Source organism: Labrys sp. E2SS-1L, assembly GCF_057073705.1.
Window position 1 is genome coordinate 153,569 of sequence record NZ_CP172713.1, and the last position, 26,320, is coordinate 179,888.

Genomic DNA, 26,320 nt, shown 5'->3' on the forward strand with positions numbered 1-26,320 from the left:
GTGCACCCGGAAGCGGCCCCTCGAAACGCCCGACCTATTTCGCACCGCTCCCCAAGCGTCGCTGGCATCACAGCAAAAGGAACAAACCGATGACGAGCACGAACCTGTTTGCCTCCCCCGCCTGGCCAACCGTGCCGGTGAAGGGCGAGGCGGCGGCCTATCCCATCCACCGCATCTTCTGCGTCGGCCGCAACTATGCCGCCCATGCCGCTGAGATGGGGGTGGAAGTGGACCGGGAGGCCCCGTTCTATTTCACCAAATCGGCGCTGACCGCCGAGCAGAGCGGCGCGACGGTCGCCTATCCGCCCGGTACCTCGAATTTCCACTATGAGATGGAGCTGGTGATCGCCATCGGCGCACCGGTCTTCAAGGCCGATCGCGCCGCGGCCGCCAAGGCGATCTATGGCTATGCCTGCGGCCTCGACATGACGCGCCGCGATCTCCAGCTCGAAGCGCGCGCCAAGCAGCGCCCCTGGGACCTCGGCAAGGATGTCGAGCAATCCGCCGTGTTCGCCGCCGTGACCAAGGTGTCCGATTTCGCCGCCATCGGGCCGCAGCGCATCCATCTGGCGGTCAATGGCGAGACCAAGCAGGAGGCCCATCTCGCCGATTTGATCTGGAAGGTCGAGGAGATCGTCAGCCATCTCTCGCACTACTACCATCTCCAGCCGGGCGACCTGATCATGACCGGAACGCCGGCCGGCGTCGGCGCCGTGGTGGCCGGCGACGTCATCACCGGCGGCATCGATGGCCTCGATCCGATCGAGCTGACGATCGGGGCAGCGGAATGATCCATTTCCACGGTTATTTCCGCTCCTCGTCGGCCTATCGCTGCCGCATTGCCTTCAACCTGAAGGGCGTGGCCTACGAATTTTCGTCGGTCCATCTGCGCAAGGATGGCGGGCAGCAGAAGACCCCGGCCTATCGGGCCCTGAATCCGCAGGCGCTGGTGCCGACGCTGGAGGAGGGCGATTTCCGCCTCACCCAGTCGCTCGCCATCATCGAATGGCTCGACGAAACACGGCCGGGGCCAAAGCTGCTTCCGCAGGGAGCGAACCTGCGCGCTGAAGCGCGGGCCTTCGCGCAAATCATCGCCTGTGACGTGCATCCGCTGCAGAACCTTCGCGTCCTCGATTATCTGAAGGCCAATTTCGCGGCGGACCAGGCAGCGCTCGATGCCTGGTGCCAGCGCTGGATCATCGAGGGCCTTGCCGCCTGCGAGACGCTGCTCGCACGGCGCGCGCCTTCGACCTTCTGCTTCGGCGAGACGCCGACCCTTGCCGATATCTGCCTGGTGCCGCAGGTCTTCTCGGCCCAGCGCTTCGGCGCCGACCTGTCGGCCATGCCGCGCCTCCTGGCCGTTCATGCCGCCTGCGAGGCCCTTCCGGCCTTTGCCGATGCCCATCCCAAGAAACAGCCCGACTGGGAGGCTTGATCCACAGGCCGAGTTGGCAAGGGCTTCCGAAGTCTTCATGTAGTGGATCGATTAATCGAAAACGGCAATGCTGCGCAGCATTGCCGTTTCATTCCGTCACGAAACATCCAAGAATAAACGCTTCTTTCCGCCTTGCGCCGCCCCTCACCCTTACCCTCGCCCCGTAAGAACGGGGCGAGGGTAAGGGTGAGGGGCGGTGTCACCTGTCAAACAATGCTCTTATTGTTGCGGATATCCCTATGCGGCAAGGGTGCCCCGGTGCATGTCATCGGCACGTGCCAAGGCAGGCCTGCCAAGCATCAGGTCGGCCGCCTTTTCCGCGATCATCATCACCACGGCATTGATGTTACCGCCGACCAGGTCCGGCATGACAGAGGCATCGACGATCCTGAGCCCGTCCACGCCGGCCACCCGCAAGTGCCCATCGACGACGCGGCGTGAATCCTGCGCCCCGCCCATCCGGCAGGTTCCCGCCGGGTGATGCACGGTCACCGAGGTCGCGCGGATGAAGGCGTCGAGCGCCTCGTCGTCCTGGGCAGCGGCACCCGGTGCGTTTTCCTCGATGATATGAGGAGCCATGACCGGCTGGCCCATGGTCCTGCGCAGGATGCGCAGGCCTTCGCGCAGCGTGTCGCGGTCGCGCCCCGAGGTCAGGAAGTTCGGCGTGATGCGCGGCTTGGCGTCGGGATCGGCGGAGCTGAGGCTGATCGAGCCGGCACTCTCGGGGCGCAGCAGCGCGACCCGGCAGCCGAAACCGTCCGGCACCGGGCTGGTGAAAGGCGGCAGATAAGGCCGTGCGGGGAAGGGGGCCGCAAGGAACAGGAACTGGACATCCGGCGCCGCCAGGTCCGGCTGCGTCTTCAGGAAGGCGGTCACGCCGATCGGCACGTCCGAGGCAAAGCCGTCCTTGCGCAGCAGCGATTTCAGCATGGCCATGGCAAGACGATCATAGCGCATTTCCTGCTGGAACCAGCTCGGGCTCTTGCGCCGGTAGCTCGCCATCACCGAGAGATGGTCCCGCAGATTGGCGCCGACGCCGGGATTGGCAATCTTGACGCCAATGCCGTGCTCACCCAGATGGGCGGGATCGCCGATCCCCGAGAGCATCAGCAGCTTGGGCGAATTGATCACGCCGGCGGCCAGCACGACTTCGCGGCGCGCCTGGGCCAGCTGGGCGTGGCCGCCCTGCGTGAAGCGAATGCCGGTTGCGCGGCCATCCCTCATTTCGATGCTGTCGGCGCGCGCACCGACAATGACGCGCAGCTTCTTGCGGCCGAGCGCCGGGCGGAGATAGGCGGTCGCGGCGCTGTTGCGCCTGCCGGCATGGATGGTTTCCTGGATGTAGTCGAAGCCTTCCTGCTGCGCGCCATTATAGTCCGTCGTCACCGGATAGCCCGCCTGGCGGCCGGCCTCGATGAAATCGGCCAGGATGGCGTCGCGATAACGAGTGCGCTGCACGCGCAGCGGGCCCTCGCCGCCGCGATAGGCATCGCCGCCGCCCTCCCAGGTTTCGGAGCGGCGGAAATAGGGCAGCACGTCGGCATAGGACCAGCCGTCGAGGCCCGATCGTGCCCAGCGATCGTAGTCGCTGTGATGGCCGCGCACATAGGCCATCACATTGATCGAGGACGAGCCGCCGATCACCCGGCCGCGGGCGCATTCGATGCCGCGGCCGTCAATGCCGGGATCGGGCTCCATGAAATAGCCCCAGTCATGCAGGCGCTGCGGAAAGATCTTGCCGATACCGACGGGGATATGGATGAGGGGATCGCGATCCCATTGGCCGGCCTCGAGCAGCAGCACGCTGGCGCCACCTTCCGTCAGCCGGTTTGCCAGTACGCAGCCGGCCGAGCCGCCGCCCACGACGACGAAATCGTAGGTGCCGGCATCCGGGATGGGAGTCCCGCCGGCCATCAGGACACTGCCTTCAGTTCGGAGGCGGCCGTGGCGGGCCTGTGCGACAGCCATAGCTTGAAGAAGAGCACGAAGATGCCGCCGACGATGGCCGCGCCGCCGGCACTGATCATGATCACGCTGGGCAGGGCGCCGATGGCGAGCATCTGGCCGACGAAATAGGGCGCGCAGACCTGGCCGAACCGTCCGACCGCCATGCTCAGGCCGACGCCGGTGGCGCGGATGGCGGTGGGATAGACTTCCGCGGCCATGGCGATGGCGCCGGCCGTACCGATGCCGAGGAAGAGGCCGACGAGCCCGATGCACAGGGCTGCAGCGGGCACGGACGCCACGCTGTAGCCCAGGCCGACCGTGGCGGCCGCCCCGAGGATGAAGGCCGGCACCATGGTCGGGATGATGCCGAACCGCTCGATGCAGCGGCCGGCGACGGCCTGCCCGAAGAAGGCGCCGAGACCGTTGAAGGCGACGACAAAGGCGCCATCGGCCGGCGAGATGCCGTTCATGCCCATCAGGGACGGCGTCCACAGCACGGTGAGGGTCAGCACGCCCATGCCGGTGAAGAAGGGCCCCCAGAGCAGAAGCGTGCCGAGCGCGCGTCCGCCGCGGAAAACCGAGGCGAAGGAGGCGCGTTCGGTCTTGTCGCCATCGGCCACCAGCACGGTGCCGTCGGTGAGAGTGGCAAGGCCCATGCGCCGGAGAATGCGGCGTGCCCTGGCCGTATCGTTGCGGCGCGCGATCAGGAATTTCAGCGATTCCGGCAGCCAGATCGCCAGGATGGCGGCAATGGCCAGCGGCAGCACGCCGCCGATGTAGAAGATCATCTGCCAGCCGAAATGTTCGATCAGCCGCGAATTGACGAAGGCGCCGGCCATCGCCCCGAGCGGGAAGGAGGACCACATCAAGGTCACGCAGCTCGCCCTGTGGCGCTCCGGCGTATATTCGGCCGTCAGCGCAATGAAGCAGGGCGTGGCGCCGCCCAAGCCGACGCCGGCGAGGAAGCGGCAGAGCATCAAGCTATGGAAAGACTGGGCGAAGGCGGTGAACAGGGTGAAGACGCCGATGAGCAGCGCCGCGATGATGAGGAGGCGCTTGCGCCCCACCCTGTCGGCAATGGCCCCGAAGCCGATGGCACCGAGGGCCGCGCCCAACAGGCCGGCCGAGAAGACGGGGCCGAGCTGGGGGATGGTCAGGCCCAGCGACTTGGCGATGAACGGTGCCGCCACGCCGATCGACTGGGTGTCCATGCCGTCAAAGAAGTTGATCAGGCCGCACAGGCCGATCACCGCGATCTGCAGCCCGCTGATCGGCCTTTCGTCGATCAGCCGCGAAACATTGAGCGAAGGGCTCGCCATGGTCTCGTTTCTCCCCGAATTGCCGGTCGTTATCCCGGAGGGACCGGCCGGGATCCTTATTGGTATCTTGTGGGTGTCGAATGGGCGGAACCAAGCGGTTCGCCATTCGCACTCTTCAATTTAGTACGTATACATATAATCTGTATACTGTCAATAATATCGAGCAACAGATCCAACGTGATTTCGGCATTGATCGAGCCTGGCGGATACGGCGCAGCCTCAAATTCGGTGAAGGAGAAAACGCTCCGATTTGTCATAGCCGGGCTTGATCCGGCTAATGCAGAAGCCACGCGCAATCGGTCGCTGCGCTGGATTGCCGGGTCAAGCCCGGCAATGACAAAGGTCGTGCAAAATCGAAGGCGCTTGAGTGAGCCGCGTCGGAATCAGGGGAGCGTGCTCTCGTTGTGGAGGCTGACCAACTCCGTGAGCAAGCGCATCATCGTCGCGCGGCTCTCCGGCGGCAGCGGCGCGAGCAGGCGCTCCTGCACGCGATGGACAGCCGGCTCGACATCGCCCAGGAGCTTTTCGCCGGCCGGCGCGAGATAAAGCAGCTTGGCGCGTTTGTCGGTCGGGCTGGCTCGCCGCTTTATCCATTTTTTTGCCTCGAGGCGCTCGAGCACGTCGCCGATGGTCGAGCGGTCGAAGGCGATCAGGCTCGACAGCCGCGTGGCATCGAGGCCGGGATTGGCGCGGATAGTGAACAGCGCCGCGAACTGCACCGACGTCAGATTGAAGCCATCGCACTCCTCGGCGAAGATGCTGCTCGATATCTGCTGTGCGCGCCGGATGAGATGTCCCGGCATGCCATAGAGCTCTGTCATTGCATGCTACCCAATTTTCGCGGGACGATAGTTAGAGGCTGTTATGGACCATGGATAGGGTTTTGATGAGGTCAAGACTGGCCGGATGGGAGGAGCGAGCGCTGCCAAGACTTGTGTCTTGGCAAGCGAAGCGACGCTGCAGATGGCCAGTCTTCACCTCACCCCGAAGGGGCGTGGCGCTTTTGATCGATGAGCGCGTCGCGTGTCGTAGCAAGCCGTAAGGCTTGCGTCCTCACGCTTCTTCTCCTCGAACAAAATCGCTCACGTCAAAACCCTATCCATGGTTCATAACAGCCTCTAGATCATCGCCCGCAGCAAATCAAAGCAGCTTGGCCGCCGGATTCGAACCTCAGCCCCGGCCGCGACGTGCCTTCGCCTGCTCGACCCAGAGATCCCAGGGACGATGGACCTGCGCCTCAATGTTCTGCGCCGCCGTCCGGCTCTCGCCCTCGCTGAGATAGGTCACCTCGCCGAGCCGGCTGGCTTCGAGCTGGTAGCGGGCATTGAGCTCGGCATAGACGGCCCGGTAGACCGCCTGTGGCAGCGACTGGGCGACGACCGTCGAGCCGTGGCCGCGCATCAGCACGATATCGCTGGCGTCGAACTCTTCGGCCAGGGCACGGCCGAGCGCATTGTTGGAGATGAGCAGATCGGTGCTGTCGCCGCCGGCCTCACGGATCTCGAACACGGGGGCGGCCTGGCCGATGAAGCCAGCCATATGGAACAGGGCCCGCAGCCTGGTGGATTTCGACACGCTGAGCGGCACGATCGCATGCGAATGGCTGTGGACCACGGCGATCACGTCGGGGCGGCGGCGATAGATCTCGCCGTGGATGAAGCGCTCGAGATAGACCCGCCGTCCCTCGGCGTTGACGGCATCGCCGTCGAGCGTGAACTCGATGATATCCTCGGCCGCCACCCGCCCCGGCGCCATGTTGCGCGCCAGCAGGAAGCGGTCCGGCCGGCCGTCATGGCGCACGCTGACATGGCCGAAGGCATCCACGACGCCTTGGTCGAACAGGATGTGGTTGGCGTTGACCAGGTCCTCGATCAGCGCCGGCGATGGTGTCGCACCGGCACTGGCCTGGTCGGCGACGACGACACCGGCGGCATCCTCGGAAGCGTGGGATTTATCGACACACATGAGAAGGTCCTCGAAATATTCTTGAAAGGCTGGGTCGGTGTGCGGCGGTCAGGCCGCCGAAATGGATTGGGGAGCCGAGGCTAGGGCGAGGCCGTTGCTGCCATACAGCCACTGCAGCGTGTCGTACCATTGCTCCTGCGATTTGGCCGACATGATCTCGTTGCGCAAGCGGGCGTGGACGCCCGCCGGATGGTAGATGTGATCACCGACCGCACGCGACATCAACTGGATGCGCGCCGTGCGGGTGACGCGGCGATGCTGGTAGGAGGCGAGGGCGGTCTCGTGGTCGCCGGGATGAGCGGCGATCTCGTCGGACAGGCAGACCGCATCCTCCAGCGCCATGCAGGCACCCTGCGCCATATATTGCAGGGTGGGGTGGGCGGCATCGCCGAGCAGCGCGACCCGTCCCTTCGTCCAGCTATCGGTCGGATCACGGTCGCACAGCACCCATAATTTCCAATCCTTGCCGTGGCGGATGATGTCCTGGGCGCGGGGATGGACATGCTGGAAGCCGGTCAGCACTTCCTCCTGGCTGACCGGCTTGCCGGCAACCGGTTCCGGCGCGTTGTTGTGGTAGGTGACCACCAGGTTGAAGCTCTTCCAGTCCGACAGCGGATAGTGGACGATATGGCATTTGGGGCCCGCCCACAGGGTCGCCGCGTTCCAGCGCAGATCTTCCGGCATCTGCTCGGTGGGGATCACGCTGCGATAGGTGGTATGCCCCGTCACCCGCGGCGCGCCATCGCCGACCAGCTGGGTGCGGATGTTGGACCATAAGCCGTCGGCGCCGATCAACAGGCTGCCGCTGACGCGCTCGCCGCCCTGCAGCAGTGCGGTGACGCTGGCGTCCTCCTCCTCATAGCCGGTCACGGTGCAGCCGGTGCGCAGGTCGATGAGCGGATCGGCGCGGCAGGCCTCGACCAGGACGCGGTGCATGTCGCCGCGGTGGATGACGGCATAGGGATTGCCGAAACGCTTCTGGAACGGTTCGGTCAGGTCGATGGAGGCGATCTCCTCGGCCGTCAGCGCATCCATCATGCGCAACCGGTCGACATAGACGGCCAGCTTGCGCATGGCATCGCCGACGCCGAGATAGTCGAAGGAATGGAAGGCGTTCGGGCCGAGCTGGATGCCGGCGCCGATCTCGCCCAGTGCCGGGGCACGCTCGAGCACGATGCTGGCATATCCCTTGCGGGCAAGGCCGAGCGCGGTTGCCAGGCCGCCAATTCCCGCGCCGGCAATGACGATCTTGTGTTGCATTTCGAGTGTCTCCTCCGTCCCTGCCATTGGGATCGGTGCCGCCCGCACGGCATCGCAGGCCCTGCGGCGGGCCGGGGCAGGCACCCCCCGGCTTCGCGATCCTGGCAGTGTTCGATCAGGCATTTGATAATTGACAGTTAACTGATAATCAGTGTACTGTCAATTATCAAATGAGCCACCATGATCCGTTCCGAGGCGCGTCGGTTCTACGCCCTGCGGAAAGTGAGGCCGGTGGCTGGAAAATCGAACGGGCCTGTCGACCGGCACGTTGAACGGGAGGAGCACCATCCGATGAACTACGTCACCCAGGCGGACCGCATGCTGATCGGCGGCGAACTCGTGCATGCCAGCAACGGCGCGTTCGACCTGTCGATCGATCCCGCGACCGAAGAGATCATCGGCCGAGTGCCGCGTGCGACGGTCGAGGATGTCGACCGGGCCATCCGGGCCGCCGATGCGGCCTGGCCGGAATGGTTCGCGCTCACGCCGCTGGCGCGCAGCCGCGCCATGCGCGATTTCGGCAAGGCATTGCGCGCCCGCTCGGAGGAGATCCTCAAGGTCGAGGTCGCCGATACCGGAAACACCATCACGCCCATGCGTGGCGATGTCGGCTTCGCGGTCGACAGCCTCGACTACTATGCCGGCCTCGCGCATGAACTGAAGGGCCAGACGATCCCCTCCACGCATGAAAACCTGCACATCACCTTGCGCGAGCCCTATGGCGTGGTGGTACGCATCGCCCCCTTCAACCATCCCCTGATGTTCGCGGTGGCGAGGACCGCGGCGGCACTGGCCGCCGGCAATGCCATCGTGGTCAAGCCGCCGGAAACCAGCCCGCTCTCGGCCATGATCCTGTCGCAGATCGCGCGGGATGCACTGCCGCCCGGCATCTTCAACGTGGTCACCGGCGACGGCCGGACCGTCGGCAACGCCGTGGTCCAGCATCCCCTGGTCAAGCGCATCGCCTTCATCGGTTCGCCGCAGACGGGGCGGGCGATCCAGCGCGCGGCGGCGGAGGTCGGCGTGAAGCATGTCAGCCTGGAGCTCGGCGGCAAGAATCCCTTCATTGCCTTTCCGGATGTCGATCCGGAACGGATTGCCGAGGCGGCGGTCCGCGGCATGAACTTCGCCTGGCAGGGCCAGTCCTGCGGTTCGACCAGCCGCCTCCTCGTACATGCCGACATCTACGACGCCGTGCTGAAGCGCGTCGTCGAGAAGGTCAGGGCGATCCGGCTCGGAGACCCGCAATCGCCCGATACCGGCATGGGCCCTGTCAATTCGCGGGTACAGCTGGAGAAGGTGCTGTCCTTCTTCGAGAGCGCCAGGACGGATGGCGCGCGCCTGATGACCGGCGGCAAGCGCCCCGATGGTCCGATGTTCGAGAGGGGGTTCTGGGTTGAGCCGACCGTCTATGCCGATGTCGAGCCGGGCATGCGGCTGTGGCAGGAGGAAGTGTTCGGCCCGATCCTGTCCGTCGGCAAATGGCGCAGCTTCGACGAGGCAGTGGAGAAGGCCAACAGCACCGAATACGGCCTGACGGCGGCGGTATGGACCAACGACATCAACGACGCCTTGCGGATGGTGCGCAAGATCCGCGCCGGCCACACCTGGATCAACGGTTCTTCGGCGCATTTCATCGGCGTTCCCTTCGGCGGCATGAAGAGCTCGGGGGTCGAGCGGGAGGAAGGCATCGAGGAGATGCTGGGCTATACCGAGACCAAGACGATCAACATCATGCTGCCGAAGGGGTGATGGAGAAGACTGCCGCCTGGCTGAGCCGGTGTCGGCGGGGCGGCCAGGGCTCCGAATCCAAGTTAATGAGGACCGTCAACACCCTCCCCTGGATGTCCGCAACTCCCTTGAGTTGCGTAGGGAGGGTCGGCCTGCAAGGCCGGTCTGGGGTGGAAACATGCAGGTCGTGATGACGAAACGGGTAAGTCTTGCCAGGAGATCACCCCACCCCGCCGCTTCGCGTCGACCCCAGGCACTTCCAAGAGGAAATGCCGACCCCTCCAGGGGAGGGTAAATCGCGCCCAGCATTACCTCGAATTCGAGCTTTGGGGGGGACGTCACATTCATATTGACAGCATACTGAATTTATGTATGCTGTTTAATGGGTGGAAGAGCATCCGTAGGCCTTCGAGGCATGCGGGGAGTGAAGGCGAAACCTTCAGGGCAAACCCGGCCGCATTCCAGTTTTGTGTGCTGACAACCATGCGGGGGACGCACGTTCCGCTTCCGCGTGCCGATGCTGCCCAATCAAAAAACAATACAGAGGGAGGATCCATGACCTATGTAATCGGCGTCGATACCGGCGGTACCTTTACCGACGGCTTCCTGGCCAGCACCGAAGGCGTGCTGGTCTCCGCCAAGGCCCATTCGACGCCGCCCGATTTTTCGCGCGGCTTCATCAACGTGCTTGGCGAGTTGGCGAACAATGTCGGGAGCAGCGTGGAAGAGCTGCTGTCGCAGACGGACTACATCGTCCACGGCACCACCTCCACGCTCAACGCCGTCGTCACCGGCGACGTGGCGCGTGTCGGCTTCCTGACCACAAGGGGCCACGCCGATTCCATCCGCATCATGAATCTGGAAGGGCGCTATGCCGGGCTCGATCCGAGCGCCGTCCAGAACATCTCGCGGACCAACAAGCCGGCGCCGCTGGTGCCGCATCGCGACGTGATCGAGATCGACGAGCGCATCGACCACAAGGGCGCTGTCATCGTTCCCCTCGACGAGAAGGGCGTGCGTGCCGCGGTGAGGAGGCTGCGCGACGACGGCGTGCGGGCAATCGCCGTCTCGCTGCTCTGGGCCTTCCGCAATCCGATGCATGAGCGGCGCATCCGCGAGCTCATCCAGGAGGAAGCGCCGGAGCTCTATGTTGCGCTGTCGCATGAGACCAGCCCCCGCATCCGCGAATATACCCGCAGCGCCACCACCATCATCAACACGCAGGTCGGCCCGGTTCTGAAGGGCTATCTCACCCCGCTCGAGGAAGAACTGCGCGCCAAGAAATTCGAAGGTTCCCTCCTGATCATGCAGGGCTCCGGCGGCTGCGTGCAGGCAGCCGACGCGCCCAAGCATGCCGTCAGCACGCTGGGCTCCGTACTCACCGGCGGCGTGATCGGCTGCCTGCGCCTGGCCGAACGCCTCGGGCACAAGAACATCATCTCCACCGATATGGGCGGAACCACCTTCCTGGTCGGCCTGGTGCGTGACGGCAAACCGAGCACGACCACAACCACGGTGCTGCACCAGCACCAGATCAACACCGCGATGGTCGATGTCCGCACCATCGGTGCCGGCGGCGGCGCGATCGCCTGGATCGACGGCGGCGGCAATCTGCGTGTCGGCCCCCGCAGCGCCGGCGCCCGGCCCGGCCCGGTCTGCTATGGCGAGGGTGGTCAGGAGCCGACCGTCACCGATGCCGACCTCGTGCTCGGCATCATCAATGGCGACAATTTCCTGGGTGGCCGCAAGAAACTGTCGAAGGAACTGGCGGCCGAAGCGATCCGCACCCGGATCGCCGAACCGCTCGGCCTGACGGTGGAGCAGGGTGCGGCCGCGATCTACGCCATCCAAAATGCCCAGACCGCCGATCTCGTGCGCAGCGTCGTGGTCAATGGCGGCCATGATCCGCGCGATTTCGTGCTCTATTCCTTCGGTGGGGCAGGCCCGGTGCATGCGGTCAACTATTCGGCCGATCTCGGTGTCTCGGAAGTGGTGGTGCCGCTCGGCTCGACGGCCGCGGTGTTCTCGGCCTATGGGCTCGCTTCCTCCGATATCGTGCTGACGGCGGAAATGTCGGATCCCGGCAATTTCCCCATCGATCCGGCCACGCTCAACGGCAATTTCGAAAAGCTCGAAGCCGAGCTCGCCGAGCGTCTGGTCCAGCAGAGGCTGCGCTTTGCCAAGGTGGTCTATGAGCGCGAAGCCGAACTGCGCTACACTATGCAGATGGCCGAAGTGACCACCCCGGTGCCGGGTGGTCCGCTCGGGGAGGCGGAGATCGCCGGCATCGGCGCCAGCTTCGAAGAGCTCTACGAGCGCATCTACGGCAAGGGTGCCGGTTTCAGCGATGCCGGCCTGCAGATCATCACCTATCGGGTGCGCGCCATCGGCATCCTGCCGATCCGCGCCGATCTCGCCGCGCATGACAGCGCGAACGCCGACCCGACGCCGTCTGCGATCCGCAAGGTGTTCCTCGACACGCGCAAGGGCTGGCAGGACACCAAGATCTACGACTATCGCAGCCTGGGCGCCGGGTCGAAACTATCGGGACCGGCGGTGGTGGAGACGCCGACCACCACCGTCGCGCTGCCGGAGGGCTTCGCTGGTGTGGTGGACGCTTATGGCAATCTCGCCATTCGCGTCGCGGAACAGGGCTGAGGGGGAAAACCATGCCGCTCATTCAAATCGCAGGGTCGGAGCGCTTCGCCTATCAGCCGAAGGCACCCGACGAGACCAGAAAGCTGGCATCCGGGGCCAGGCTGCACCAGGTGACGGACAAGGACATCGAGGCCGTCGATCCCCTGACCTATGAGGTCATCCGCCACCGCCTCGCCGCCATTGCCGAGGAAATGGGCGATGGCCTCAAGCGCATGTCGGGCTCCGTGGTGGTGACGGACTGCAACGATTTCGGCGCGACCATTCTCGACGAATGCGGCGATTCCGTCGTCGTCGGCCTCTACAACACCCAGTTGGCCGCTTCTGTCGACATGGCCGTCAAATGGACGCTGGAGAACCGCTCCCGGCAACCCGGCTTCCAGCCCGGCGACATGTTCCTGTGCAACGATCCCTGGGTCGGCGGCGGGCTGCACCAGAACGACGTCACCGTCTTCGCGCCGCTCGTCCATGACGGCGAGGTCTTCGCCTGGACGGCCGTCGTCTGCCATCAGGTCGACCTCGGCGGCGTCTCGCCTGGAAGCTGGTCGGTGGAAGGGCGCGACGTCTTCTGGGAATCGACGCCGATCCCGCCGGTGAAGATCGTCGAAGGCGGCAGCATCCGCGCCGACATCGAGGACATGTATCTGCGCCGTTCCCGGGTGCCGCGCCTGATCGCCCTCGATCTGCGGGCCAAGATCGGCGCCAATAACATCGCTCAGGAGCGCCTCGCTGCCCTGATCGCCAAATATGGTGCGCTTACCGTCAAGGCGGTAATGAAGCGCATGATGAACGATGCCGAGGCGCGCTTGCGCGCCAAGCTGCGGGCGCTGCCGGACGGCACCTGGAGTGGCGTCGCCCATCAGGATTCCTTCCGCCACAGCGACCGCAATCTCTACAAGATCCTGCTCACCATGACGAAGCAAGGCGACAGGCTGACCTTCGACTTCACCGGCACGGACAAGGAAACCGAAGGCTTCGCCAACTGTACCTTTGCCGGCCTGCGCGGCGGCATCATGCCGATCGTGCTGACCATGCTGTGCGGCGACATTCCCTGGTCGCCGGGTGGCCTCTATCGCTGCCTCCAAATCGTCAGCGAGCCCGGCACCATCAACAATTGCAACTTTCCGGCCGGCATCGGCAAGGCTTCGGTGGCTTCGGCGTGGGCCACGCAGAACGTGGTCTCCGAATGCGTCGCCGGCATGCTCGACGTGCATCCCGAGCACCGCAAATCGCTGATGTGCGTATGCTGCGGCACCTGGGACCTTGCCGTCCTGGCCGGGCTCGACCAGCGCGGCAATCCCTTCGTGACCATGATCTGCGATTCCATGGCCGGCGGCCTCGGCGCGCGTGTCGATCAGGACGGGGTCGACACCGGTGGCCTCAACTGCATCCCGATGGGGCGCGTCGCCGACGTCGAGATCAACGAGTTCAGCTTCCCCATGCTCTATCTATGGCGGCGGGAGGAGACGGATTCCGGCGGGCCGGGACGTTTCCGCGGCGGCATGGGCGGATCAAGCTGCTTCATACCGCACGATTCCCCGATCGGCGGCGTGCATCTGGTGGTCTCGGCCACCGGCAAGGCGCTGCCGCAGGCAACCGGCAGCAGCGGGGGCTATCCCGCCGGCACCCAGTATGACGTGCTCAAGCGCAATGCGCGCGTTGCCGAGCTCTTCGCGGCCGGCCGCATTCCGGCGACCCTGGAGGAGGCCGGCGGCAGCGCCGATGTTCTGGAGGCCCACCTGGAGACGCATCTGGGCGCGCAGGACGTCTACTATACCCATTGGCAGGGCGGCGGGGGCTATGGCGATCCGCTGCTGCGCGATCCGGTCCTGGTCGCCCGCGACGTCGAGGCCCGCAAGGTTTCCGCCCAGGCGGCCAATGACATCTATGGCGTGCTGCTGAACACCGACGGCAGCGCGGATGACCTGGCAACGCGCCGGCGCCGCACGCAGCTGCGCTGCGAACGCGTCGGCGAGCCCGTCCCCAACCAGGCAGCGGAGTGAGGAGCCATGAAAATCGACGACAACGCCCGCCTGCGCACCGACGGCAGCATCGTCTGCAGCCATTGCGACCATCCCTTGGGAACGAGTGCCGGTGATCCCTTCGCCAACGCCATCCGCCGCGAGCGGCCTTCCCAGGCTGCGGGCCCCGGCGTGCGCGCCGAGCCTTCGCATTTCACCGACCGGCCCATCGGCCTGCGCCAGGTCTTCTGCCCCGGCTGTTATGTCCTGCTGGCCACCGAGATCGCGCCGACGGACGAACCCTCATACCGACGTTGGGAACTGCAGGACCAATGCTTGGGAGATGCAAGACAGGACATATGAAACGAAGCACGATGCCCTGATATAGCCGAACAGCCGTTCAGGGTTGTTGCAGGCATTCAGCGAAACAGCGCAGGCCGCGTGTTGCCCTGGCATCACCCGGCCTGACAATTGCTGCGACTTTGGTTGCTGTTGCCGCGCCATCGGCTTCGTCTGGTTGAAACCGGCATTCGAAAGGCATGCGAACAGCATCGATATATCGGCTGGTGATGACCCGCCAGGATCGATAATCAACGCAAAATCGTATATTGCCCCTGTCCAACAAATACTTCTATCGAGTGCTGGTATCGGTGGTTGCGGGGCCCCACAACCAAATCTGTCATAAATCACTCGCCATCGAAGTCCTGCCGCTTGGTGGCGTTTTGCCTTTTAGTTTGGAACCTGGCTGAACAGATAGGCCGTTGGTCGATATCAGCGGCCGACCTTTGCTGAGGCGACGCGATTGGGGGCTTCGCCAGGAAGGTCACCCGCTTCGCGACAAATGATGCGGATGTCAGGGACTGCCCAAAGCGGGGCGGCGCGATCAGGCGAGAAAAGATTGCCATCCTAAAATCTACTCAATATATAGATTATAGAGTCTTTTGGGTTGATCGAGAGAAATGATGGCGCAAGTCGGTTCGTTTTCGCAGCCGTTTTCGATGCGGGCCAACGCCGTATTGAGCAGAAGGACCCTCTACACCGCCTTGTCATGGCTGGCGCCGCTCCTGGTGCTGTGTGCGTGGGAAAGTGCCTCCCGGCTCGGCCTGATCGCTCAGCAGGTCATGCCCGCCCCTAGCCGCGTTGCCGAGACAGCCTGGGAGCTCGCGAGGACGGGGGAATTGTTTCTTCATCTCGGAGCCTCCTTGCTGCGTGCTGCCGCGGGCTTTGTGATTGGGGGAAGCGTCGGGTTCGCGCTCGGCGTCGCGGTGGGATTTTCGCCGCTGGCGCATGCTCTGCTCGACCGCTCGATCCAGATGGTCCGCGCCGTGCCCTTCCTGGCAATTCTGCCTCTCGTCATCGTCTGGTTCGGTGTCGATGAAAGCGGCAAGATCTTCCTGGTTTCCCTGGCCGTTCTGTTTCCCATCTACATCAACACGGTGCTGGGCATCCGACAGATCGATCCCAAGCTCATGGAACTGGCCAAGGTCACGGGAATGGAGTGGCCGGCGATCGTTCGACGCATCGTGCTTCCCGGTGCCATGCCCTCCATCCTGACCGGCGTGCGCTATGCGCTGGCCCATGCCTGGCTGGCCCTGGTCGTGGCCGAGACGTTGGCAACCACTAAGGGCATTGGCTTCCTGGCAATGGATGCGCGCGAATTTCTCCAAACCGACGTCATTCTCCTGACCATCATCATCTACGCCATCATCGGCGTGGCGGCCGATGCCCTTGCGCGCTTGCTCGAGACCAAGCTGCTCGGGTGGCACCCGAATTTTGCAAAGGGAGCAAGGTGATGAACCAGCTGGTGGACCTCGCCAGGCCGATCACCCAGGAGAAGTGGGCAAGTCGTGCCCCATTCGAGCAAGCCCCGCTTGCCGTTTCCGTCTCCGGCCTGGAACGGCGATATGGCTCGCGTGTCGTCATCGAAGCACTGGATCTCGACATCCACGAAGGAGAATTCGTTGCGTTGCTGGGAGAGAGTGGATGCGGCAAGACGACATTGTTGCGCGCACTCGCCGGACTGGATGCACCGGACGATGGGCAGATCGACGCCCCGGGCCGGCCTGCTGTGGTCTTTCAGGAACATAGGCTGCTGCCATGGGCACCGGTCTGGGCCAACGTCGCCCTGGGTCATGAGAACAGCGTAGGCCGCGCGGGAGCGACGCGGGCGCTGGCGGAAGTGGGCTTGGCTGGCCGCGAAGATGATTGGCCGCGCAATCTATCCGGTGGCCAGGCGCAACGAGTTGCGCTTGCCCGGGCTCTGGTCCGTGAGCCGAAGCTGCTCCTGCTCGATGAGCCTTTTGCGGCGCTCGACGCACTGACACGCATCAAAATGCATGCGCTCGTCCGCGAACTCGTGGCCCGGCATCGCCCCGGCGTGCTGATCGTAACCCATGACGTGGACGAAGCCATCGTGCTTGCCGACCGCATTCTCGTCATGCGCGCCGGGCAGATCGCTGCTTCCTACCGACCGGCCGACCACGGGCAAGGCGAGTTGAGGCGGCAATTGCTCGAGGAATTGGGCGTGACGGCGCACTGACCGTTCTTTCAACCTCTAGACCTGGGATAAGACTGTGACGAACTCCAATCCGAGCCGCCGCTCTCTCCTGCAAGCAGGTGGCCTGTTGCTGGCCGGTGCCGCCGTATCGCGGCTGAGCCCGGCATTCGCGGACGAGCCGAAAAAACCGACGCGCAACACCGACATCGTGCGTCTGGGCTGGGGGCGGGGCGGCATTCCCCTGATCGCAAAACAGCGCGGCGTCCTTGAGAAGGACCTCGCCGAGAAGGGCATCAAGGTCGAATGGGTCGGCCCTTTTCCCAACCACGCGCCCTCGCTGCAGGCGGTGGTCGGCGGCAGCGCGGACTTCGGCTTCTGGGGCTCGACGACACCGGCACTGGCCGCCATGCTGGCGGGCTCGCCGCTCGTCTTCAATGGTTTTAACGTCTACGCGCCGCGCTCGACCGCGTTGATCGTGAAAAAGAGCAGTGGAATCAACTCGGTTTCTGATCTCGTCGGCAAAAAGGTCGCCGTCAACAAGGCCGGTCTCGGTGAATTTCTGGTCGTCGCTGCCCTGGAAAAGAACGGCATCGACCCGAGCAAGGTCGAATTCGTCTATCTCAATCCGCCCGATGCAGCTCCCGCCTTTGCGCAAGGAAAGGTCGACGGCTGGTCCATGTGGTCACCCGGCGTCGATATTTCCCGTTTCGAGAACGATGCCAAAGACATCTTCAACGAGGGCAAGGATCTCGATTTCCTGATCGACTACAGTTCGCTGGTATCGACACGCAAGTTTTCGCAGGAGAACTCCGAACTCGTGCGGGCGGTGCTGGACGCCTACTACAAGGAAGGCGAGTGGCAGACACATAATACGGTCGAATCCGAGCGGATCGCCCAGGCGGAAGGCAAATATGCCGACCAGGTGCGCGATTATCTCGCCAGCCTGAAGCGCGTCAACACCTTCTACGAACCAAAGGATGCCGAGTTCACGGCGCGATTCCAACGGGCTGCCGATTGGCTGGCGGATCGCAAGATCATCAAATCGCATCTCAAGGTCGCCGATTACAGCGTTCAGGTATAGGGGGCCTCGTCCATGTCACGACACCATGTTCGCCTCGGCGTGAACGTGCTCGCCTCGGGCCGCCACGACGCGGCCTGGAAGACGTTCGACGACAAGCGCCACCTGTCGACCGACATCGATCATTTCGTGGCGATCGCCAAATCAGCCGAACGCGGCCTGATCGACGCCATTTTCCTGGCCGACAACCCGGGAGGACTGGTGAGTGAATCCCATACACGCCCCTGGCGCGCGCTCGATCCGGCCATCCTGGTCGCCAATCTGGCAGCACATACCGAGCATGTCGGCCTCGTCTGTACCACGACATCCCTGTTCGGCCATCCCTACACGATCGCCCGGCAGATCGCTTCCATTGACCATGTGAGCCGCGGCCGCGCGGCCTGGAACATCATCACGTCGCAAAATCCGCCTGCCCTCAACGCTTATGGCGTTGAAAAGGGCTGGGATCAGGCGGAACGATACAAGCGGGCCGAAGAGTTCGTGCAAATCGTCACGGCCTTTTGGGATAGCCTGCCCGAGGAAGCCCTCGTCGCCGATCCGAAGTCGACGGTCTATCTCGATCCCTCGCGGCTGCGCTCCCTCGATTTCAAGGGAGAGCATTTTTCCGCGCGTGGCGCATCCTCCGTGCCGGAGACGCCGCAGGGCCGGCCCGTGATCTTCCAGGCCGGCCAATCCTCCGACAGCCGAGCCTTCGGTGCGCGCTACGCGGATGCGCTCTTCACCGGGCAGCGCATCGTCGAAGGCGCACGCGCCTTCTATTCCGAGGTCAAGACATTGGCAAAACGCTTTGGCCGCAATCCGGAACATCTGCTCGTCATGCCCGGCCTGTTTCCGATCCTGGCTTCGACGGAGGAAGAGGCCGGGCGTCACAAGCGCGACCTCGATGATCTCCTCGATTCTGTCGCCTTACGTGCGGAACTGGCACGCCACCTCGCGGTCGATGAAGCGCTTCTCGAAGATCTCGACGCACCGATACCGTTCGAACAAAGCGAGGCAAATCTGTCGCTCGTGCCGATCGCCTCGCGTTGGCACCGCGCGGAAATGCTCAAGGAGGCCCGGCTGCACGGCTGGAACATTCGCGAGCTTCTCTTTTCGAACATCACTGGCGGGCACCGCGTCTTTGTGGGTACGCCCGAGGGCTTCGTCCAGGACATGTTGCACTGGGTCGATACCAAAGGCGCCGACGGCTTCAATTTGAACATCGACGTGCAACCTGATGGCCTCGACCTGATTGCCGATGAGGTCATTCCGATCCTGCAGAAGCTCGGGCGCTTCCGCACGGCCTATGAGGGGCTCACCCTGCGCGACAATCTTGGCCTGCCGCGCTTCGATGCCGGGGCACAGGGCAGGCTGGCCGCCGCGGTCTGAGCGTTGAAGGAATGCATCGAGATGTCTGACCTCAGCACATCGGCAGGGGGGAGCCCCCGGCTGGTCTCGCCCATCGCAGCATCGTTCGGCCTGTCTGCAGCGCTCGAGCATATTGCTCGCACGGCTGTCGAGCGCGAAATCAGCCGTCGTCTTCCTCGGGAGGAGATCGCCGAGCTGAAAGCACTCGGTTTCGGGTCCCTGCGCCTGTCGAAGCAAGCCGGCGGCGCGGGCGCTTCGCTGTCGCAGCTGTTTTCCGTTGCACGCGACCTGGCTGCTGCCGATTCCAACATTGCCCATGCGTTTCGCAACCATCTTTGGCAGGTCGAGGCAGCCCTGCGTCGACCCCAGCACCCGTTTCACGCGCATGTCCTGGCTTTGACCGCAGCCGGAAAGACAATCGGCTTGAGCTTTGCCGACAGTGACGCAACCGCCGCCGGCGCAACGCCGACAAGGGTTTTGTCACGGATAGAATGGGACGAGGCCAGGCAGGCCTATCGCGGGTCCGGGCGGAAGGTCTATGCGACCGGCAATCTTTATAACGACGCCTTTGTCGGGCTTGCCGTCGAAAACCGCGAAAATGCAACGGTCCAATATGTGCTTGATCGCGGTGATGGCGTCGAAAATGAGGACGACTGGGCTGGATTCGGTCAAAGACTGACGGGGTCCGGCACGGCCGAGTTCAACGCCGTCACCATCCCATCCCATCAGGTCTATCCGCTGGATCCGCCGGCACGCGAGGGGGCAGCGCCATGGCGCTTCACCTTCCATCAGGTCTATCTCACCAACTGTATCGCCGGCGTGGTGCGCAGGATCGCACTGGATGCGGTCGACATGCTGCGGGCGCGCGGACGCAACTTCTATCATGGCGAAGCCGAACGCCCTGCCGACGAACCGGTGCTGCAGGCCCAGCTCGGGCGGATCCGCGCCTATGCCGCTGCGGTGGAAGCAACGATCGAACGGGCCATCGACGCGCTGCAGACGGCTTGGGATGCCTATGGAACCGAAGCGGAGTATGAACGTGTCCTTGCCGCATCGCTTTCGGCTGCCGAGGCCAAGGTGGTGATCGACGATCTCGCGCCGCAGATCGCAAACTGGCTCATCGATCTCGGCTCCGGCTCGGTCGTGTCCCAAAACAGCGGATTGGATCGGCATTGGCGCAATATCAAGGTCATCGCCTCGCACAATCCCAGGCTCTACAAGGAACGGCTCCTCGGCCAGAACCTGTTGAGTGGACGCCTGCCACCAACCGGGGCGTTCTTTTGAACGTGCCATCAGTCTCCTCGCGCTCCAACATGTTTGCCATGAACCAGCAGATTGCTTCGCCCGACGTCACCACCCCGATCTTTCCTGCATTTTCGCCGGCGCAGGTGCGTGCCGAACTGCTGGCAAGGCGGGAAATCCTGCTTGCCGACCTGAGGGAGGAGGATGCCTTTGCCAAGGGGCATCCTCTTTGGGCAGCGAACTTCCCGTACGGCAGGCTGGAACTCGACGTTCCCAGGCGCATACCGAGGCGTGACGTCCTGATCGTGCTCTATGGCAGAGACGATTATCGCGATCTGGCACCCCTGGCGGCGCAAAAGCTTGCTTCCTGGGGGTATGGAAACGTTCACCTGCTCGACGGGGGGCTGGCCGCCTGGACGCAGGCGGGCTACGAACTGTTCATCGACGTCAACGTGCCTTCCAAATCCTTCGGCGAGTTCGTCGAAGCACGTCGTCATACCCCCTTGTTGCCTGCCGAGGAGGTGCGACGCCTGATCGGCTCCGAAACGCCGCCTGTCATCCTCGATGCGCGCCGGTTCGATGAGTTCAACACCATGAGTATTCCCACCGGCATATCGGTCCCGGGTGCCGAGTTGGTGCTCCGGGTGCGCGACTTGGCTCCCGATCCGAAAATCACGGTCATCGTCAACTGCGCCGGCCGGACACGCTCGATTATCGGCACGCAGTCCTTGATCAATGCGGGCATTCCCAACCCGGTCGCTGGATTGCGGAACGGCACGATTGGCTGGACCCTGGCCGGGTTTGCGCTCGACCATGGCGCAACACAGCGATCGTCCCAGACAACGCGCCAGGCCCGGCAAGCTGCCCAAATCGATGCTCGCCAGGTGGCCGAGCGTGCTGGTGTCCGGCGTATTTCACTGGCCGCGGCCGACGCGATAGTCCAGCCTGGGCGTTCGATCTATCGCATCGATGTTCGCGATCCCGAGGAATATCGCAGCGGCCACTTGCCCGGATTTGTCAATGTTCCGGGAGGACAGCTCGTCCAGGAGACCGACCACGCGGTGCCGGTCCGAGGCGCGCTTATCCTGCTGGCCGACGACGACGGCACCCGCGCCGATATGACCGCATCCTGGCTGTCGCAGATGGGGTGGGAAGTCCTTGTCGTCGATCCGGTGGAAGACAAGGAGCGCCGTCAGCTTGAAGATATCCGTTTCGATGCCGTTCCGATTCCCCAAGTACCGCTTGTTTCCCCGCAAGACCTGCGAGACTGGCTCGAGGATGGAGACACCGCTGTCATCGACGTGACCAGTTCGGCAAATTACGTCAAAGGCCACGTTCCAGGGGCCTGGTGGGCCTTGCGCTCGCAGATCGCTCCGGCGCTTCAGGCCGTCGGGCCTGCCGAGCGCATTGTCGTCACATGCGGTTCGGGCGCTCTCGCCGCCTTTGCGGCTAAGGAAGTCGCGACCTTGACGGCCTCAAAGGTGTTTGTCCTGGAAGGCGGCACGGGCGCCTGGATCGCAGATGGACTCCCCGTAACCAAAGGCGAAGAACGTCTCGCATCCATCCGCATTGACCGCTACCGCCGCCCCTATGAAGGAACCGACGCATCGCGCCAGGCGATGGAGGATTATCTCGAATGGGAATACGGCCTTGTCGCGCAGCTCGACCGCGACGGAACGCACTTCTTTGAGGTGATCTGAGTATCGCCGCGAATGGAAATTGGGCCATACCTGTAACCCGTGTTTCCGTCGGCAAGAATCGAACGGGCCGGGCATAGTGAAGTCAGCCCCTGCAGAGGGGCTGCGCACCGGCCAGGAAACTTGGCGAAAGCGCGGTCCTTCACGCCAGCTTGACCACCTTGGTCAGATGCCGGGGTGCCACCGTATCGACATTGCGGCGTTGGGCGACACGCTCGCCCAGGAGCTGAAGCGCGGGCAGGCAGACCAGGCCGCGCAATTCGTCGGCGACATCGAGATCGAGGGAGATGTCGCCCGGCCCGCCCAGACCGACCACGAGGGCGCCCTTCTCGCGCAGCTCCGCCACGAGCTGGGCCTCCTCCTGGGCGGTGCGCGGATCGTAGAGCATGACCACGAGCGTCTGTTCGTCGAGCAGGCTGACCGGACCATGCCGGTATTCGAGCGGATGGAAGGCCTGGGTATAGCTCTGGCTCATTTCCTGAAGCTTGAGCGAGGCTTCCAGGCAGACCCCGTACTGCGCGCCGCCGCCGAGATAGACGAAATGGCTGCGGCCGGCGAGGTGTCCTGCCAATCGCTCGTCCAGGGCTTTCGCCAGGCTTTCGGCCTGTTCCGTCACGGCGGAGGGGATCGCCACGCCTGCCATCCTCAGGCCGAGCAGCAGCATCAGCGAGGCCGAGCTGGTCATGACGATACCTTCTTCGCCATGGGTCGGCGTGAAGGCGAGATGATCGGCTTCGCGCGCGAGGGCGCTCTCGCGTTCGCAGGTCAATGCCGTGACCGTCAGTCCGGCGTCGCGGCTGGCGGCTGCAGCCGCGACGGTTTCGGTGGTCTCGCCGCTACGCGAGAGTGCGATGACATGCGCACCGGCGGGATCGGGCAGATAGGCCTCGGGACGTCTCAGCCATTCGCCGCCCGGCACGGCGATGGCCCTGCGGCCATGGGCGTTGAAGACGGCGGCAAGCGAGACGGCAAGGTTATAGGAGGTGCCGCAACCGATGATGACGGTGATCGGCGCATCGATCGCGGGGAGCGCTGCCCCAAGGCCCTGCTGCCAGAACGGGAATTGTTCGAAGATGACACGCTCGGTGACGTTCATGACTATACTCACTGGGTTGGATAGGTTCGGTGGTCGGTCACTTGACCGCGCCGGCGACGAGGCCGCTGACCAGGTACCGGTTGAGGAAGATGACGATCAGCGTCGGCACGATGATCGCGACCGAGCCGGCCGCGTTGATCAGGCCGTAATCGACGAAGTTCTTCGTCGCGAATTCGGGGACGAGGATGGTGAGCGGCTTGGTTGCCATGGTGGGCGAGAAGATCAGGGGCACCATGAACTGGCCCCAGGCGCCCAGGAAGGTGATGATGGCGGCGGCGACCAGCCCGGGAGCCGCCATCGGCAGCACGATCCTGGCCAGGATGTAGAGCCGGCTCGCCCCATCGATCTGGGCTGCCTCCTCGATGGAAAGGGGCAGGGACTGATAGACGCTGCGCATCAGCCATAGCGACAGCGGCAGGAAGGCCGAGACATAGATCAGCGTGACGCCCAGATAGGTATCGACCAGGCGCAGTGTCGTCATGATCCGATAAAGCGGGATCAGCACCGTGTATCCCGGTATCGCAAAGGTGGCGACCACGAGGATGAAGATCACCGTGCGCCCCGGGAAGTTCAGGCGCACGAAGGCATAGCCTCCCGCCGCCGCCAGGGCGACGCACAGGATGGTCGCACCGAGGGACGTGACGATACTGTTGACCAGCGCGGCCCGGAATTGCTGCCAGACCATGGTATCATTGGCCATGGTGGTGCCAATCCCGAACAGCTTGGCATAGTGCTCCAGGGTGAGCGTCTGCGGAAAGAAGTGCACCGTGCTGGCGGTGAGGTCGGGTGTCGGCGTCAGGCTTGTCGCGAAAGCCCAGTAGACCGGTACCAGTGACCACAGCACCAGCACGGCACAGGCTAGCATGAGACCGAAACGGGAGAGGAGGGCGCGCATGGGTCAATCGAGCCTGGTTTCGCGATAGACGCGTGAAACGAAGACGAGCGAAACCGCCAGTGAAATGAACATGACCAGCACCGACAGCGCCATGCCCCGCGAAAAGCGCAGGTTCTGGAAAGCCTCCAGATAGACCTGGACCAAGATGGAGCGGGTATCGAGGCTGGAGCCGGCCAGGATCCACACTTCGTCGAACAGGTTGAAGGCCGTGACCGTCGATTGCGCCAGGGCGATCGCCAGGCCGCTGCGAATGAGAGGCAGCGTCATCATGCGAAAGAGCTGGAAGCGATTGGCGCCGTCGATCCGGGCGGCCTCGTAGATATCCTTGGGGATCGATTGCAGGGCCGCCAATACGATCACGACCGTCAGCGGCATGGTCCGCCAGACATGCACGACCGTGACGAGGATCAGGGCCGAGCTGCGATCGTTGAACCAGACATGCCGGTCGAAATCAAAGCCGATGGCCGTGAGGAGGCCGTTGAGCAGGCCATGGCTGGGATTGTAGATCCACTGCCAGACGATGGCGTTGACCACGCCCGGCAAGGCCCAGGGCAGGATCACGATTGCCAGGAGCCAGCGCCGGCCGATCGTCAGCCTGTTGAGCAGCACGGCCGCAGCCACGCCGCCGACGGTCTCCAGAGTGACCGCAAGGACGACGTAGAAGAGCGTATTGGCCCAGGCCGTCAGGGCGTTCTTGTCGGTGAACAGGGCCGTGTAGTTGGACAGGCCGACGAAGGGGGTGCCCGCCTGCATCGGATCGACCCGATGCAGGCTCTGCCACATGGTGGCGATGACTGGCCAGATCACCAGCCCGATCATCGTCGCGACGATCGGAGCGGCGAGCACCAGCCCGAGCCAGGCGTCGTTCCTGGCACCGCTGTTCCGCTCCGCGCTGGCCCGGGTCAGAGCCGTCACGCTCATTGCTGCATGGCTCGCTCGGTTTCATCCGCGATCTGCTTGAGCGCATCATCGACGCTCAGCTGGCCCTTGGCAGCCTGGTTGATGGCCGTATACACGGCGGAGCTGAACTGGGGATACCAGATCGGCGTTCCCTGCGGGAACAGGCCGCCGGCCGTAGAGGCCTGCTCGATCAGGACCTTGCCGCTTTCGAGCTTGCCGGCCTTGTTCAGGTCTTCGAGCGCCGAAGTGCGTGTCGCCAGCGTGCCGGCTTCCGTATAATTCTTGAGCTGTTGCTCCTTGGCGCTCATCCATTTGACAAAGGCCAGCGCCGCCTCTTTTTTCTGGGACGTGACGGGAATGCCCATGGCCTCGGGCAGGCCCAGGCTGCGTGTCACGCCGCTTGCGGTCGGGAAGAGGGCAGCCACGGCCTTGCCGGCGACCTTGGATTTGCTGGCGTCGTTGAAGAGGGCGAGCCGGCCGACCTCGCCGCAGATCTCCATGCTGACCTGACCATCCATGAAGAGCTGATGGACGTCCATGTCGATGAGGCCGGGTGCGGCGGGATCGACCAGGCCCTGCTTGAGGGCATCGATCTCGAAGGCGAGGGCCTTGTGGCCCGCCGATGACGGGTCGGTGAACAAGGGCTTGAAGTCCTTGTCGAAGAGTTCGCCGCCAAAGGCCTTGGTGAGGAGATACCAGGCGGTCGAGGTGCCCTCCGCGGGGGACAGGGGAATGCCGATCGGGTATTTGGAAACACCCTTTTCCTTGAGGGTCCGCGCGGCAGCCAGCAATTCGTCGAGCGTCTTGGGCATGGCCGTGATGCCGGCCTTGTCGAAGTGCTCCTTGTTGACGATGAGAACGCGGAAATCATTGTTGTAGGGCAGGGCGATCAGCTTGCCGTCATAACGGAAGATCGGGCTGGTCGCGATGTCCTTGACCGTGGCCTCGTCGAGCAGGCCATCGAGGGGGGTATACCAGCCGGCCGCGCCGAACTGGCCGGTCCACGACCAGTCCACTTCGGTGACGTCGGCCGGCGCGCTGCCTGCGAGCAGGGACGTGACGAGCTTGGCTCGGATGTCGTTCCAGGACAGCGACTGGAGATCGACGTGAATGCCGGTCTCCTTCTCGAAATCCTCCGCCAATCCAGGCCGCTGACCGGAAGGCAGCAGGACCGAGATGCTTTGCCCTGCCAGGGGCTTGGCGTCGTCCGCCCAGACCGGCTGGGCCAGCATCAACGCAGAAAGTGCGACGAACGCACGCAATCCGTGCCGTAACATGTCAATGATCCCTCTTTG

General features: G+C 64.0%; 21 protein-coding genes. 12 read left to right on the forward strand and 9 right to left on the reverse strand.

Annotation, left to right across the window (positions count from 1 at the left end):
• The first annotated feature begins 89 nt into the window (after positions 1-89).
• Positions 90-791 (forward strand): fumarylacetoacetate hydrolase family protein, encoded by a 702-nt coding sequence (locus ACIGJE_RS26480; protein WP_483680842.1) that lies wholly within the window; start codon positions 90-92, stop codon positions 789-791.
• Complete coding sequence (gene maiA, locus ACIGJE_RS26485) at positions 788-1,435, forward strand: maleylacetoacetate isomerase (protein WP_483680844.1); 648 nt, start codon at positions 788-790, stop codon at positions 1,433-1,435. The genes ACIGJE_RS26480 and maiA overlap by 4 nt, the downstream gene beginning before the upstream one ends.
• Positions 1,436-1,672: 237 nt before the next feature.
• Here the strand turns inward: maiA and ACIGJE_RS26490 are convergent, their stop codons facing one another.
• From ACIGJE_RS26490 to ACIGJE_RS26510, 5 genes are all read right to left on the reverse strand, one after another.
• Positions 1,673-3,349 (reverse strand): GMC family oxidoreductase, encoded by a 1,677-nt coding sequence (locus ACIGJE_RS26490; protein ID WP_483680846.1) that lies wholly within the window; start codon positions 3,347-3,349, stop codon positions 1,673-1,675.
• Positions 3,349-4,701 (reverse strand): MFS transporter, encoded by a 1,353-nt coding sequence (locus ACIGJE_RS26495; protein WP_311944931.1) that lies wholly within the window; start codon positions 4,699-4,701, stop codon positions 3,349-3,351. The genes ACIGJE_RS26490 and ACIGJE_RS26495 overlap by 1 nt, the downstream gene beginning before the upstream one ends.
• A gap of 383 nt (positions 4,702-5,084) precedes the next feature.
• Positions 5,085-5,522: a MarR family winged helix-turn-helix transcriptional regulator gene (locus tag ACIGJE_RS26500; protein WP_311939733.1), complete on the reverse strand. Its 438-nt coding sequence runs from the start codon at positions 5,520-5,522 to the stop codon at positions 5,085-5,087.
• 349 nt (positions 5,523-5,871) lie between these two features.
• Complete coding sequence (locus ACIGJE_RS26505) at positions 5,872-6,666, reverse strand: class II aldolase/adducin family protein (protein WP_483680848.1); 795 nt, start codon at positions 6,664-6,666, stop codon at positions 5,872-5,874.
• A 48-nt stretch (positions 6,667-6,714) separates the two neighbouring features.
• Entirely contained in the window at positions 6,715-7,926 is a 1,212-nt protein-coding gene (locus ACIGJE_RS26510; protein ID WP_483680850.1) for a 3-hydroxybenzoate 6-monooxygenase, read from the reverse strand.
• Between the two features lie 180 nt (positions 7,927-8,106).
• Between ACIGJE_RS26510 and ACIGJE_RS26515 the strand changes: the two genes are divergently transcribed.
• The 10 genes from ACIGJE_RS26515 (at position 8,107) to ACIGJE_RS26560 (ending at position 22,137) form a co-directional block, all read left to right on the forward strand.
• Positions 8,107-9,678, forward strand: coding sequence for an aldehyde dehydrogenase family protein (locus ACIGJE_RS26515; RefSeq protein ID WP_483680852.1), 1,572 nt, complete (start codon positions 8,107-8,109; stop codon positions 9,676-9,678).
• A gap of 534 nt (positions 9,679-10,212) precedes the next feature.
• Positions 10,213-12,315, forward strand: a complete 2,103-nt coding sequence (locus ACIGJE_RS26520) for a hydantoinase/oxoprolinase family protein (RefSeq protein WP_367625778.1) — start codon at positions 10,213-10,215, stop codon at positions 12,313-12,315.
• Between the two features lie 11 nt (positions 12,316-12,326).
• Positions 12,327-14,315: a hydantoinase B/oxoprolinase family protein gene (locus tag ACIGJE_RS26525; protein ID WP_483680854.1), complete on the forward strand. Its 1,989-nt coding sequence runs from the start codon at positions 12,327-12,329 to the stop codon at positions 14,313-14,315.
• A gap of 6 nt (positions 14,316-14,321) precedes the next feature.
• The gene (locus ACIGJE_RS26530; protein ID WP_483680856.1) at positions 14,322-14,636 is read left to right on the forward strand and encodes a hypothetical protein; all 315 of its coding nucleotides are present in this window, start codon (positions 14,322-14,324) and stop codon (positions 14,634-14,636) included.
• A 635-nt stretch (positions 14,637-15,271) separates the two neighbouring features.
• Entirely contained in the window at positions 15,272-16,066 is a 795-nt protein-coding gene (locus ACIGJE_RS26535; protein WP_376717712.1) for an ABC transporter permease subunit, read from the forward strand.
• On the forward strand, positions 16,066-16,812 hold the full coding sequence (locus ACIGJE_RS26540; protein WP_311939718.1) for an ABC transporter ATP-binding protein: 747 nt from the start codon (positions 16,066-16,068) through the stop codon (positions 16,810-16,812). Before ACIGJE_RS26535 ends, ACIGJE_RS26540 begins: the two co-directional genes overlap by 1 nt.
• A 34-nt stretch (positions 16,813-16,846) precedes the next feature.
• The gene (locus ACIGJE_RS26545) at positions 16,847-17,851 is read left to right on the forward strand and encodes an NrtA/SsuA/CpmA family ABC transporter substrate-binding protein (RefSeq protein WP_311939716.1); all 1,005 of its coding nucleotides are present in this window, start codon (positions 16,847-16,849) and stop codon (positions 17,849-17,851) included.
• 12 nt (positions 17,852-17,863) lie between these two features.
• Positions 17,864-19,216 (forward strand): NtaA/DmoA family FMN-dependent monooxygenase, encoded by a 1,353-nt coding sequence (locus ACIGJE_RS26550; RefSeq protein WP_311939714.1) that lies wholly within the window; start codon positions 17,864-17,866, stop codon positions 19,214-19,216.
• 21 nt (positions 19,217-19,237) lie between these two features.
• A complete protein-coding gene (locus ACIGJE_RS26555) occupies positions 19,238-20,479 on the forward strand; it encodes an acyl-CoA dehydrogenase family protein (protein ID WP_483680859.1) in 1,242 nt (413 codons plus the stop codon).
• A 38-nt stretch (positions 20,480-20,517) separates the two neighbouring features.
• Complete coding sequence (locus ACIGJE_RS26560) at positions 20,518-22,137, forward strand: rhodanese-related sulfurtransferase (RefSeq protein ID WP_483680861.1); 1,620 nt, start codon at positions 20,518-20,520, stop codon at positions 22,135-22,137.
• A 139-nt stretch (positions 22,138-22,276) separates the two neighbouring features.
• Here ACIGJE_RS26560 and ACIGJE_RS26565 read toward each other — a convergent pair whose 3' ends face one another.
• Genes ACIGJE_RS26565 through ACIGJE_RS26580 form a run of 4 tightly spaced genes read right to left on the reverse strand, consistent with a single transcriptional unit; the run spans position 22,277 to position 26,302 of the window.
• Positions 22,277-23,230: an SIS domain-containing protein gene (locus ACIGJE_RS26565; RefSeq protein ID WP_311939708.1), complete on the reverse strand. Its 954-nt coding sequence runs from the start codon at positions 23,228-23,230 to the stop codon at positions 22,277-22,279.
• A gap of 37 nt (positions 23,231-23,267) precedes the next feature.
• On the reverse strand, positions 23,268-24,125 hold the full coding sequence (locus ACIGJE_RS26570; protein WP_311939706.1) for a carbohydrate ABC transporter permease: 858 nt from the start codon (positions 24,123-24,125) through the stop codon (positions 23,268-23,270).
• 3 nt (positions 24,126-24,128) lie between these two features.
• Entirely contained in the window at positions 24,129-25,046 is a 918-nt protein-coding gene (locus ACIGJE_RS26575; protein ID WP_311939704.1) for a carbohydrate ABC transporter permease, read from the reverse strand.
• Positions 25,043-26,302, reverse strand: a complete 1,260-nt coding sequence (locus ACIGJE_RS26580) for an ABC transporter substrate-binding protein (protein WP_311939702.1) — start codon at positions 26,300-26,302, stop codon at positions 25,043-25,045. The genes ACIGJE_RS26575 and ACIGJE_RS26580 overlap by 4 nt, the downstream gene beginning before the upstream one ends.
• Positions 26,303-26,320: the final 18 nt, after the last annotated feature.